This window comes from uncultured Porphyromonas sp. (assembly GCF_947254915.1).
Classification (GTDB): Bacteria; Bacteroidota; Bacteroidia; order Bacteroidales; family Porphyromonadaceae; genus Porphyromonas.
The window spans coordinates 1-11821 of the sequence record NZ_CAMYEZ010000065.1; the positions used below are offsets into that span (position 1 = coordinate 1).

Annotated in this window: 10 protein-coding genes and 1 tRNA gene; 4 read left to right on the plus strand and 7 right to left on the minus strand. The window is 50.8% G+C overall.

Annotated features, from left to right (window positions below):
- Nucleotides 1-111 precede the first annotated feature (111 nt).
- The 6 genes from Q0X57_RS05090 to glmS all read right to left on the minus strand — a co-directional run bounded on the left by Q0X57_RS05090 (nt 112) and on the right by glmS (nt 6570).
- Nucleotides 112-432, minus strand: coding sequence for a DUF4387 domain-containing protein (locus tag Q0X57_RS05090; protein WP_297728580.1), 321 nt, complete (start codon nt 430-432; stop codon nt 112-114).
- Nucleotides 433-456: 24 nt separating this feature from the next.
- Nucleotides 457-1845 carry an acyclic terpene utilization AtuA family protein gene (locus Q0X57_RS05095; protein ID WP_297728582.1) on the minus strand — a complete coding sequence of 463 codons (1389 nt, stop codon included), beginning with the start codon at nt 1843-1845 and terminating at the stop codon, nt 457-459.
- A 98-nt stretch (nt 1846-1943) separates the two neighbouring features.
- On the minus strand, nt 1944-3188 hold the full coding sequence (locus Q0X57_RS05100; protein ID WP_297728583.1) for a methylaspartate ammonia-lyase: 1245 nt from the start codon (nt 3186-3188) through the stop codon (nt 1944-1946).
- An 82-nt stretch (nt 3189-3270) separates the two neighbouring features.
- Nucleotides 3271-4719 (minus strand): methylaspartate mutase subunit E, encoded by a 1449-nt coding sequence (locus Q0X57_RS05105; protein WP_007365027.1) that lies wholly within the window; start codon nt 4717-4719, stop codon nt 3271-3273.
- Between the two features lie 50 nt (nt 4720-4769).
- Complete coding sequence (gene glmL / locus Q0X57_RS05110) at nt 4770-6155, minus strand: methylaspartate mutase accessory protein GlmL (RefSeq protein WP_297728588.1); 1386 nt, start codon at nt 6153-6155, stop codon at nt 4770-4772.
- 1 nt (nt 6156) lies between these two features.
- Nucleotides 6157-6570, minus strand: a complete 414-nt coding sequence (gene glmS / locus Q0X57_RS05115) for a methylaspartate mutase subunit S (RefSeq protein ID WP_007365098.1) — start codon at nt 6568-6570, stop codon at nt 6157-6159.
- A 993-nt stretch (nt 6571-7563) separates the two neighbouring features.
- Here glmS and Q0X57_RS05120 point away from each other — a divergent pair.
- The 4 genes from Q0X57_RS05120 to Q0X57_RS05135 all read left to right on the plus strand — a co-directional run bounded on the left by Q0X57_RS05120 (nt 7564) and on the right by Q0X57_RS05135 (nt 10961).
- Complete coding sequence (locus Q0X57_RS05120) at nt 7564-8004, plus strand: hypothetical protein (RefSeq protein ID WP_297728595.1); 441 nt, start codon at nt 7564-7566, stop codon at nt 8002-8004.
- Nucleotides 8005-8019: 15 nt separating this feature from the next.
- Nucleotides 8020-9066, plus strand: a complete 1047-nt coding sequence (locus Q0X57_RS05125) for a CapA family protein (protein ID WP_297728598.1) — start codon at nt 8020-8022, stop codon at nt 9064-9066.
- Nucleotides 9067-9368: 302 nt separating this feature from the next.
- A tRNA-Arg gene (locus Q0X57_RS05130) sits at nt 9369-9442 on the plus strand.
- 286 nt (nt 9443-9728) lie between these two features.
- Nucleotides 9729-10961 (plus strand): site-specific integrase, encoded by a 1233-nt coding sequence (locus Q0X57_RS05135; protein ID WP_297728601.1) that lies wholly within the window; start codon nt 9729-9731, stop codon nt 10959-10961.
- A gap of 97 nt (nt 10962-11058) precedes the next feature.
- On the opposite strand, the gene Q0X57_RS05140 is transcribed toward Q0X57_RS05135, so the two are convergent.
- Complete coding sequence (locus tag Q0X57_RS05140) at nt 11059-11313, minus strand: DUF5053 domain-containing protein (protein WP_297728604.1); 255 nt, start codon at nt 11311-11313, stop codon at nt 11059-11061.
- Nucleotides 11314-11821: the final 508 nt, after the last annotated feature.

Here is an 11821-nt window from a genome sequence, read left to right on the forward strand (position 1 = left end):
GGGAAGGAAACGAAAGTAGGTCAGAAAACTTTCGTTTCCTGACCTACTCGATTTTATGCGGAGCTTCTTTATCCTCTTGCTGAGCGGTTAAAGTAAATGCTCCTTCCTGTTTTAGTATTCAATAGAAAGACCCATCAGAGGCGCATGTTGCTGCGCACCATAGACGTCGCGCTCACCGAGGTTGCCCGAAGGGATGGGGCGGACGATGGTACACTTGATCGCCTTGGCGGGGTCAAAGTAGACAATCTTGACGATGTGGTCAGGCTTGATGTGATAGAGATCACAGAAAGTCTGCTCAGTAATCGCCTTAGCGGCCTTCACCTGATTGTATATGTCAAAGTCCTTGAAGATGATATCAAAGGTGATCTCATAGGGACCCGAGTTCTTGCTCCGGATGACGGAGGCTATATCGATTAACTTGTGCTGTGTCATTGCTTGATACGATCTAAAGGTTCACTATTTACGCTGACCATCAGCATACTCTACATACTCAACGGGGAAGTACTGCGTGGGATCCTCCGCCTTGAGCAGGTGATAGAGGCTAAATTCGTAGACCTCACCCATGTGGCAGTCTGAGGGCGAGAAGGGGAAGGCGAGGTTGCCCGCCGTAGCGATACGTCCCTCGTAGCCGAAGTGGAGCATCGTACTACGTGCGAAGCTACAGATCGTGTCGGCCTCCTTCTGCGTCTTAGCCACTGCCTCGATGACGACCATAAGCTCTGAGCCGATATGCCCATCAATACCCTCGAACATGCTCATGACGCCGTTCTTGCCGTAGATCTTGAAGTCAAGGTAGTAGTCCTTGATACCGTAGTTGTCGAAGTTGTCCTTGACACGAGCCTTGACACTCTCGATGATGGAGTCGATCTTGCTAATCATGATCGGGTCTGTCGTAGCCGCAACAGAGATAGTGCGGTAGCCTACGAGACGGGTACCCTCGAGCTTGAGGAAGTAGCCATCGGTGGGCTCGAAGACGGTACCAGAGATCTTGACCTTGTTGTCGTCAATCTGCTCAAAGTGACATCCGTGCAGATTGAGCGCACCACCAGGACCAGGGAGATGGTAAGGATCGGTCTTCTCGTAGAGCGTGTGACCAGCTACGGAGAGGGTCGTACACTTACGATCCTTGGAAAGTGGCTCAAGGACAAAGTGATCCTTGCGCAGATAGCCAAACATACAGTCACTACCGCTACCGGGCAATGCGCAGATAGCAGCGCACTCGAGGATCTTACCCATGTGCAGTGCGAGCGCACGGTCGAAGCCCTCCTTGATCGGTAGACAAGCGAAGACGCTAGGATCATACGAACGGCCTGCGATGATGACATCAGCGCCACCCTTGAGAGCCTCTACAAAAGGCTCCTCGCCCATCTGAGCGACGATGCGGACGGAATCTTCGATGTCCTTCTTTGTAGCCTCGGGAGCTGGTGCTAGGGGCGTGATGTGTCCCTTGTCAAACTCACGGAGGATGGTCTCTTTGTCAAACTCAGAGCGGATGACGGCTAGGCGTAGCGAGAGCTTCTTGTCAGCAATGATCTCACGTACGATCTCTAGCACCCAGTCCACATGGGTATTGGCACCTGAGCCACCGGCAGAGCCGACGACTACGGGGACTTTGTTCTCGACACCGGCCTGGATCATGATCTCTAGGTCACGCTTCACGGAGTTGCGATCGGTGAAGCTGACGCCAGCCCCTAGATAGTAAGGACCTGGATCTGTCGAACCAGCATCTGCTGCGATGACGTGGGGCTTGCGCTTCATTCCCTCACGAAAGGATGCCTCGGGAAATCCATATCCGAGGATCGCTGTCGTGGAGAGTACTCTTATTTCGTCTGTTATTGGAGTCATATCTCGATATTCTGTTTTATTGTTAGCGGTTAGCCTTTGGCTGTTGGCTGTTGGCCTTTGGCTCTAAAAGCTAACCTCTAACTTCTAATCTCTAAAATCTACTTTAGCACATCCTTGAGAGCGAGTACACGGCTCATCTCATTGAAGATGATCATGTATCCCTCATCGACACCCATACCAGGCTTTGCGAGGCACTGGCAAGGAGAGGTAGCCATAGCGATATTGGCGCAAACCTCTGCTGAGCGGTTGGTCTCATTGCAAGTACCACCCAGATAAGCGCGCATGTTGTGCTGCTTGCAGTAGAGGACAGCCTCGATAGCATTGTTGACACCACCGAGGTCAGGTGTCTTGATCTGAACCATGTGTCCAGCCTTGCGCTCAGAGAAGGCGATGATATCCTCAAGCGTGTTGCACCACTCGTCAGCGACGATCTGGCACTTAGAGCCCTTGGCATCAAGTAGCTCACGGATCTTAGCCAAAGCCTTGATCTGTGGCTCACGAGCGTCCATATCTACTGGACCCTCGACACGAAGCTCGAAGGGAGCAACGATCTCAGAGAGCTCGTGGAGATAGTCAGCGATGCGCTGGAAGTCGTTGTTGAAGACGATGCTCAGCGTACCATACACGTCGATATGGATAGCGGGCTGGTAGTTGGGGTTCTGACGCTTTGTGACGATACGGTCACGGAGCCACTGGAGGTACTCCTTGATCTTCTCACCCTTGAGACCGACCTTGGTCTCTACATTATTAAAGAGTGCGTGTGGCAGTACGCCCACCTCCTTCATGATCATCTTATCGACGTTGAGATAGCGGTCATCGCCACTCTGCGAGAAGATGGGGACCATCGTGTCTGATATCTTCGTACCATACTCGTCAGCAACGACCTGAGCCATCAGCTTGTGCTGGCTCTTAGCGACAGCGTCTAGACAAGCCTGTGTGACACCGTAGCGGATTGCCGTGTGGTACTTCTTGCCGTCTGCATTGACGTGCTTGTCAACGAGGTCGGCCATCTGGCGGAACGTGGTTATCTCCTTGCCCTCATAGAGCGGAGCGATCTCCTTCATGATGACAGGGATAAAGTTCTCAGCGAGGAACAGTGGATCACGACCACCAGCCCCTGAGTACTGTACAGCGGCACAGTCACCGTGAGCTATAGAACCATCCTCTAGGATAAAGAGGACAGAGATGGACTCACCTGCCTGACGTACAGATGTAAAGCCTGGAGTCACGGGGTCGCCAGAGTAAAAGGCTCCATCGTTTTTAGCGCCCTTCTTGATGGCCTTCTGGTCGTCAAAGAAGAATCCTGTCTTGCCTGGGGCACAGACTACCTTCTTGATCTTCATATTACTTGGATTTATTGGTTTATTAGAATTGTTCGCTAGAAAGAGTGCTACCCCACAGGGATAGCACTATTATGGGTTAAGGTTACGGTCTGCCGACGAGGAAGCCCTTGCCAATGGCGTAGACATCGTCGATAACCATCTGGAAGCTCACGGGACGATGCTCGAAGCGTGAACGCTCCTCGAGCTTCTCACGGTGGAACGCCTTGAGATCCTCCGTAAAGGGCAGATGACCCGTGTCGAGGATACGTACCGCACCATTGTCATCACGAGCAGGTAGTACCTTGCCCGCATTGTAGCGACTAGGCGCAAAGGGGATATCCAGCACGCCAGCCTCAAAGGCAGCAACCGTACCGACAGCTAGATCGCCCTTGCCCAGCTCAAAGACCTTGTCGAGGATGCACTTCGTCTCTCGAACGATGATGTCAGACTCCTGCTCTACCACAGGAATGTCTACGAGTGACTGGTCACGAAGCATAGAGATAACCTGCTTGGTAGCACGTAGTCCAGCAGCGTTTGCCTCCTTGGTGGGGACGCCCATCGCCTCGTGTGGAGTCTTGACAATAACCTTGGTAGCCTTCGCCAGAGCAGCCGTAGCTGAGCCCCATGAGATGACGCCAAAGGCCTTTGCCTCGTCCTGTGGAAAGCCGCCCATCCACTGGTGGAAGACGGTCGTGACACGTACATCGTCGTAGCCGTACTCCTTGAGATAGCTATTGGTCAACTCACGGAGCGAGCGAATAGCTGCGACATCCTGGATGACATTACCGCACTGACCATAGCCCACGGTTATATCCTTGACACCCTGCTCAGCGGCGAGGAGTGTCTCGATGACAGCCACAGCACTGGAGATACAGGGAGGAATGAGCGTACCGGTCAGAGGGCCAAAGGGCTCGCGGTTGATACTTACGCCAGCCTCCTCGTACATACCGACGAGGCGGTCCGTGTACTGCCAGTACATGATAGTCTTCTCGAGGGAAAAGTTCTTAGAGTAAGGGATATTGTACGATATACCGCCACCCTCATAAGAGGTAAAGCCACCAGCGATAGAGATCTCCGTCAGGAGACGTGCGTCAGGCGTACCGTGGCGCACCTGTACCGGGTTCTTGAGTGCAGAGGTGACCGTACGGCAGATCTTCGTCCCGTAGTTGACAATCGGAAAGCCGTTCAGCATCGATCGTCCCGACTCCTTACTCTTGATGATACCGTTCTCAGCCTCGTGGTAGCGATTGAGACGAGTGTAGCTATCGACCGTTGAGGGGAGCAGGTCTGCCCCACCCTCCTCTTCTAGAAACTGCAAGAGCCTGATATGCTCCGTGTATAGAGCCACACCAGCACGAGGCTGTATGAGCGTACGCCCCTCAGCATCTGCCTGAGCAAGCTTGCGTCCGAAGATCTTCTCCTCGGGGATTGACTTTTGAAATTCGACAGCCTCTTCAAAGTTGACATCTTTGCCCGTAGGCCATGAGGCGAGTACCTCCTTGCGCTCCTTGTAGAAGGTATCGTTGTCTATGCGCTTATTCCTAAGTTCCATGTGATAGGGGAATCTGTATGAGTGATTGAGTCTTTGAGTGTGTGTCTATATTATATAGGTAGTACCTCTCGCTGGAGAATCGTGAGAGCCACCTCGGGAGCTACCTGACTGAGTAGTCCCATGCTCGCTATGATGTAGCGCTTGTCTAGGTAAAACTGTGGCTCCTTGGGCTTCGCATACTCGTATCTCTGAGGATTAAAGCGACTTCCCGAGAGGATACGAGCTGGGTCAGAGCTATTGATCAGCGCGCCTCCGATGCCAATGAGTCGTGGCACCTGCGTCAAGTCCTTGCCAACGAGGGTAAACATCTCGCCTATCGGCGTGTAGACCTTGCTAATGACGCCTGCATGTCGCTCCACAGCTATGTCTACGGCACTGTAAGCTAGAGCCTCCTCGATCACCTGCTCCTGCGAACCAGGCTCAGCGACTGTGTCAGGGCTAGCCGCACAGCGCTCAACCCAGTCGACGATCGCCTCAGGCGTGACCCCGTAAGCTCGTGCTAGAGCCTTGACATCGGTCTCGTCCTCCAGCGCCTTCAAGCTGTAGCGCATACCGAGGTCACCCTCTACGGTACGCTTGCTGTAAGGCTCGGGGATGCCTTTGATCAGGACATTGTCCATCGACGGAGCTCCGTCAGTCATCGAGTAAATATCGGTTGTCGCGCCACCTAGATCCACCGCCATCAGGTCGCCCCAGCCTGGGTGCTCCTCGTCAATGCCCTTGCTCAGTAGCTCGCACGCCTTGAGAACCGCAAAGGGAGTCGGGATAATCTCCAGCTCGGCACGCTTCTGCACCTCGCCCAAACCCTTAGCATCGATGATGCGACTGATGAAGAGATCCATGATACACTGACGAGCGGGCAAGATGTTGATCTGCCCAAACTCAGGCATCACATTTTCCGTGACGACGCACTTCTTGTCGCACTGAGCGAAGATCTCCTCTAGATCATAGGAGGCGGACTTGTTGCCCGCAGCGATAATCGCAAAGGGTCTATCAATCTCAGCTAGACGACGTGCATTAGCCAGGATTACCTCCTTGTTGCCCCCGTCGGTACCACCACATAGGAGTACCAGGTCTGGATTGATCTCATAGATCTCCTCCTGCTCCGCATGAGAAATCTCATAGGCGTAGGTCTTGACCACCTTAGCACCCGCCGAGGAGGCAGCCATCTTGGCCGCCTTAGAGGTGAGCGAGGGGACCAGTCCTAGAGCCACCATCTTGAGTCCACCAGCCGCACTACTGCAGGAGAGCAGGCGGTCGTAGTGAGCATCGGGGTGCTGTGCTAAGATCTTCTGCCAGGCATTGTTAAAGCCCTCCAGCACATCCGTCGTGATAGTGGTAAAGGCAGAGGCTGTCGCTACTATCTCAGCATTGGCTACATCTATCAGAGTCAACTTCGTGTAGGTACTACCGAAGTCTACCGTAAGATAGTGCATACTACTTGTCTGCGAGGATTGAGTCTAGATAAGCGATGGTAGTCTCGATCGGGGTGCCAGGAGGATAAACCTTGGTAAAGCCCATCGCCATAAAGCGAGACTCCACATCGGCAAAGTCCTGCTTACCAACGACTAGGTTGCCTCCAGCAAGTAGTGGGATACCCTTGAGACCAGCCTCGTCGCACTTCTCGCGCAGACCCTGACAGTCTATCTCACCGTGTCCATAGAGCGAGGAGACGAGGATAGCATCAGCTTTGGTCTCGAGAGCGGCCTCTATGTACTCTTCCTGAGAGACCATGACACCGAGGTTAACCACTTTGTACCCTGCATTGTTGAGGGCATAGGCGATGATCTTGTTGCCGACAGCATGTGCGTCAGCACCAATCACACCCGTGACTATAGTTTTTTGATTCATAATAGGGGATGTACGTGTTACCACGTTTTTTGTTGGTGATTGAGCTATAGTATGAGACATAGGAGCCATAGGAAGCTTTTTTGGGGGGAGCCACCATACACCTACACCTCTTCACATGAGCTCACTGTTTTGGGGGTGCAGTAAGATCATGTAAGACGACCTCTTCGGAAGGGATAAAGGGAGTCAATCTTTACTCTTCCTCAAGGGCGCTCCACAAAGGTACTCAATAATTCTGTAATAGCTAGAACTAGCCACTCAAAAAGCAGGGCTGACGCATTATATATTCGGTACTCCACTAACTACGCTTGACAACAACTCGGGTATATGTGGATTGAACCTGGCTTCATAGCGCTATCAATACTCATACATCTTCGCTAAGTCCGATATCTCCCGAGGAATTTTCCAATAGCTCTCGAGAAAATGAAAATTCTCCACAGAGGGACGAAATAAAACTTCGGAAGAATGAAATGAAACTTCGGAAGAATGAAATGAAAGTTCCGAAGAATTTTTCGTTTCCTCGCTGGATAATCCAAAATATCTACGGATGAACCTCCCGATTTCTGTCATAGAGACATAGATGCACTCGTCCACTATAATGCGTCAGCCCTAATTCAAAAAGAAATACACTACCTTTGCCAGCACTATCTCAATGGATTAATGAGTAACAGCAAACAATCTCTCTGCACAGACAGACAGACAGCGTGGACACTCCTTGCCCTCCTCATCGGGTTTGTGACCATCGGACTTGTGGCATCATCCTGTGCAACGAGAAGAAAGTCAACACTTCCGCCCTATGATTTGATCGCTAGTCCTGTAGGACAAAGATATCTTACGAGACCATCACGAGCAGAGGTTGATAGCCTAGTCACTATCTATGGTCGCAACAAGGGCTTACTCCCAGAGTACTCAGATGTCTTAGTCGTAGCTCTATCCTACTACCCTGAGCTTCAGTCTACGTATATCAAATTTGAATATTCAAGCGAGCAAACAACTATGGCTTCCCGACCAGCGTCCGTTTTCTCTCCTAGGCGATATAAGATAGTTATCAACAACGACCCACAGTTCAAGGGGATACCTTTTGACTCTATTCCCTACAACGCAGCTGTTGGCATCGTCGGACATGAGCTAGCACACATCGTGGAGTACGAGACCAAGACCCTCTTAGGTCTTCTAGACTGCTTGTTACTATACTCTGACAAGTCTCACGGGAAGGCATACTTCGAGAAGACAACAGATCTCACGACCATCCAGCATGGTTTAGGCTGGCAGCTCTATGACTGGGCTAAGTACGCTATGTATGATAACCAGATAGCTAGTGAAGAGTACAAAGCGTTCAAGCAACGCACATACTTATCCCCCGATGAGATCGAGCAGTACATACGCCACTACGCCAAGTACGCCACACCCTATCTCAAGACTCTCCAAGCTAAGTAAGACACCTCTCCGACTATGAGACAACCAGGGACACACTGGTGGGGATCGCCCTATACCTTTAGTGAGAAAATGGACTTCCTTAAATATAGGATCCTCTCACCCAAGGAACCTTCCGAGGTCAAAGCTCCTGAAGGTATGCAGCCCCTCGTATCTGATTACACCTTTATATCAGACTCTTATGAAAAGGGAAAGGAGGTCTCAATTATCTTCACTGGAGATCTAATGCCCTTTGGCGATACTAAGCCAAGCCACACGATAGCACTGGAGCAGTTCCTAGCATCGGCAGACTATATTGTTTTTAATCTTGAGGGCATTGTCACTGATAGACGACGCTTCCTCGCTCTATCCCATAGCCACACCCCACTCTACGACTATCTGCACACTTCGTTCGGACGAGGAGTAATCCTAAACATAGCCAACAACCACGCCTCAGACTTCGGGCGCAAAGCGTTCAGTCTGCAAAATCAACGGCTTAGAGATCAAGGCTTCTTAGTCATCGGAGATACCCCTACCCCACTTACGATTGAAGACCAAATCACACTCTCTGCTAGTACATTCCTAAGCAATCAGCCACCTATCATCGAGACGCTTAGCCTGAGCCATCCATCAATTTCTCACGAATGGAGACCTCCCCAGCACACCTACAATATCTTTATGCCACACTGGGGCTATGAGATGCACCTATCCCCGACACAAGAACAGATTAAGATGTACCACAGCATCGTCCCAGCAATCTATGATAGTGTCATAGGCAATCACGCCCACACGCCCCAGCCAGTATATCTATCTGAGAGCTCTGTCTTGGCAACATCGCTCGGCAACTATTGCTACCTCAACCACAACCCCAACCACTGGATGGGAAGCCTACTGAAGTGCACCTTCACCATTCAGGAGAGCTCTAATACCAAGCCCCTACTCTCCCGTGTAGAGCTACGTCATACGATACAGCATATCACTAGAAGCAGGCTCCAGCTAGACCTTGTGGACACTATAGACTATCGCTCACTCCGCAAAGCGACCAACTTTTACCGCTGGAACTATCTCAAAGACCTCCTCAAGTGAAGCCCCCCCTATTCCTAGAATCTGTAACTATCACAGAGAAGTTATCTCCCAGTGTTAAGCAAATGCGAACATTCTCATATTGGGGTGTTGGGAAGAGGCTATCTCTAATGGCTGTACGATGAATGAATTCCCCGCAATTTCATCGTTCTTGATTTTGGGAGAAGAGATAGTTTTTGTACCTTTGCCAAACCGTAGTGGTATTGAGGGTAGTCAAGATTGGCTTTTTGATCAGATGGGCATAGCGTCTAGCTTGCGATAGTCCGCTACGAAGATACACTCTGTGAAGAGTGTGGGTATACATAGGTCGAGTAGCTCAGCTGGATAGAGCAACTGCCTTCTAAGCAGTAGGTCTTGGGTTCGAATCCCAACTCGATCACAAAACTTGTAATTTGCTTATAGAGCGGTACTTACCGCTCTATTTTCGTTTGAAAAGCGGTGTTTTTTGTCGGGTTTTCTGTCGCAACATCGGAAAAAACATGCCAAAACATCGCAAAACGTCGCAAAACCCCGCAATTTTCAGCAAATTCTCAGCACATTCCTCGGCACATTCCTCGGCACAAAGCACTAAATTTGCCACGGAGCAAGAGACAAAAAAGAGAGCGAAAACGAACCTATCACCCAAAGCTCCAAAGCGAATAGGACGACTAGGACAAATAGAGGATATGAGAGCAAAACTAAGACTAGACAGAAGACGAACCAAAGCGGACGGCACTTACCCAATCATTATGTACTACAACTTCAAGGGACGCAGTGTCGTTGAGCCTACGGGCTGGAGTGTCTTCATCGAGCAATGGGACGATGAGATGCGGGAGGTCGTACACCACCCCGAGGCGCGTATGCTCAATGCGATGCTACACGAGCGCATCGTATCGCTAGAGGAAGCACTCATACGCTTGCAATACGAGGGCGCGCTAGACGATATTGACAGCGTCTCAGAGGTACGACAAGTAGTAGGGGAGTACTTAGGACTGACGGTTCGCAAGATAGCCAAGCGGATACCCAGCGGGGGCTTTTGGGCAACCTTTGAAGAGTTCGCAGAGAGTAGACCTGCAGAGGGTACGAAAGGACTGTACAGACAAACGATGCGCAGGATACAAGCCTTTGACAAGCGATGCGAAGAGCTCACGTGGGAGGATGTAGATGTAGCGTGGCTCAAGCGCTTTGAAGCATTCTTAGCCAAGACCAGTCGCTCATCTAACGGGCGGGCTATACCGCTACGCAATATCCGTGCGGTGTTCAACTTCGCAATAGACGAGGAGCGTACGACACTCTACCCCTTTAGACGGTTCAAGATACGGACAGAGCAGACCCGCAAGCGTGCCCTAACCGTAGAGGAGCTACGGGAGATAGTCCAGCTAGACTTGCCCGAAGACCTCGCCTTGCATCGTGATGTCTTCCTCCTCTCCTTTTGTCTCATCGGTATCAATATGGTAGACTTGTCACGGCTCACGGAGGTTAAGCGGGGGCGCATTGAGTACAAGCGAGCCAAGACGGGGCGCCTATACTCTATCAAAGTAGAGCCTGAGACCAAAAAGCTCTTAGCCCGTCTTAAAGGGCAAAAGCTCCTTGTCGGTGTCTTTGAGAAATACAAAACCTACAAAGACTACATAGCTCACTGCAACGATGCGCTCAAAAAGCTCGGACGAGTGCATATAGGCAAGCAAGGGCGCAGGACGTTTGAGCCTATCTGTGACGAACTGACCACCTATTGGGCGCGTCATACGTGGGCGACTCTTGCGTCACGGCTAGACGTACCCAAGGACACCATAAGACGCGCCCTCGGACACGCTGACAATTCAGTCACCGACATCTACATAGACTTTGACGATACCAAGATAGACGAGGCGAACCGCAAGGTCTTGGACTACGTCTTTGGCGGTATCAAGAAGTGGTGATACAACAAGCCCCCACGAGCTGGTCGGCTGGTGGGGGCTGGGGTGCACTCCATAGGCTAGAGCGACTTCTGTCAATAAGGAGCCGATGCGACCCCGCCTATATGCTTTCGGCTGCTTGTCTGATGCGCTCGCTTAGGTCTAGGAGTGCTTCTCGCATCTGAGTGGCTTCTTCTTGGTTGAAGCCTCCTTGCTTGCCGTTTCCATCGATGCCGTCCATCTTGTGGTAAAACCACGAAGAGGAGCGGTGGAAATAAGTATTTGCAAAGTCTCGCCACGAAATGGCTTGTAGTACGCCTTGCATCTTCTTTTTCATATCGTTGATGAGCTCGGGTGTCGTGATTACTGTTTCCATAAGGCTGTAGTGTTGATAGGTGTTTTGTGTAGCGGGGCTAGGGTGCTACTCGTACGGTTGTCTCACCATTGAGTCAAAGAGTTGTTGCAAATCCCATAGTAGTTCGGGATAGCCGTTCGGATAGGAGCGGTTATAGTTTCTCAAGCTCTCTATCAGCTCTTTTTCTTTGGGCGTTACCGCCATTTGTTCTGTCCTTTGTTGCATCGGATTTAATTTCTTATTGACACCACAAAGGTACTACAAATAATCGTACTATACAACTGTCTAGGATAGCAAATAGACACTAGTCTATCAATCAAAAGACATATGTCTATCAGTCAAAAGACACTAGTCTATTGAAAAAAAGACCTAGGTCTATTAGAAAATAATCCTAGGAACTATTAGGGGGAAGGGCATTAGGAAGAGGATTGTGTGTAAGTAGATGGAAATGAGAGCGGTTCGCACGATATCTCCGTGGTTTGCACTGCGAGGTAAAGTGCAGAAAGCGTGGATTTGTGCAGAAGTTCCG

What these genes read in the sequence shown, in the direction of transcription:
- Q0X57_RS05090 (WP_297728580.1), bottom strand. Translation starts at nt 432, where the DNA reads ATGACACAGCACAAGTTAATCGATATAGCCTCCGTCATCCGGAGCAAG.
- Q0X57_RS05095 (WP_297728582.1), bottom strand. Translation starts at nt 1,845, where the DNA reads ATGACTCCAATAACAGACGAAATAAGAGTACTCTCCACGACAGCGATC.
- Q0X57_RS05100 (WP_297728583.1), bottom strand. Translation starts at nt 3,188, where the DNA reads ATGAAGATCAAGAAGGTAGTCTGTGCCCCAGGCAAGACAGGATTCTTC.
- Q0X57_RS05105 (WP_007365027.1), bottom strand. Translation starts at nt 4,719, where the DNA reads ATGGAACTTAGGAATAAGCGCATAGACAACGATACCTTCTACAAGGAG.
- glmL (WP_297728588.1), bottom strand. Translation starts at nt 6,155, where the DNA reads ATGCACTATCTTACGGTAGACTTCGGTAGTACCTACACGAAGTTGACT.
- glmS (WP_007365098.1), bottom strand. Translation starts at nt 6,570, where the DNA reads ATGAATCAAAAAACTATAGTCACGGGTGTGATTGGTGCTGACGCACAT.
- Q0X57_RS05120 (WP_297728595.1), top strand. Translation starts at nt 7,564, where the DNA reads ATGGCTTCCCGACCAGCGTCCGTTTTCTCTCCTAGGCGATATAAGATA.
- Q0X57_RS05125 (WP_297728598.1), top strand. Translation starts at nt 8,020, where the DNA reads ATGAGACAACCAGGGACACACTGGTGGGGATCGCCCTATACCTTTAGT.
- Q0X57_RS05135 (WP_297728601.1), top strand. Translation starts at nt 9,729, where the DNA reads ATGAGAGCAAAACTAAGACTAGACAGAAGACGAACCAAAGCGGACGGC.
- Q0X57_RS05140 (WP_297728604.1), bottom strand. Translation starts at nt 11,313, where the DNA reads ATGGAAACAGTAATCACGACACCCGAGCTCATCAACGATATGAAAAAG.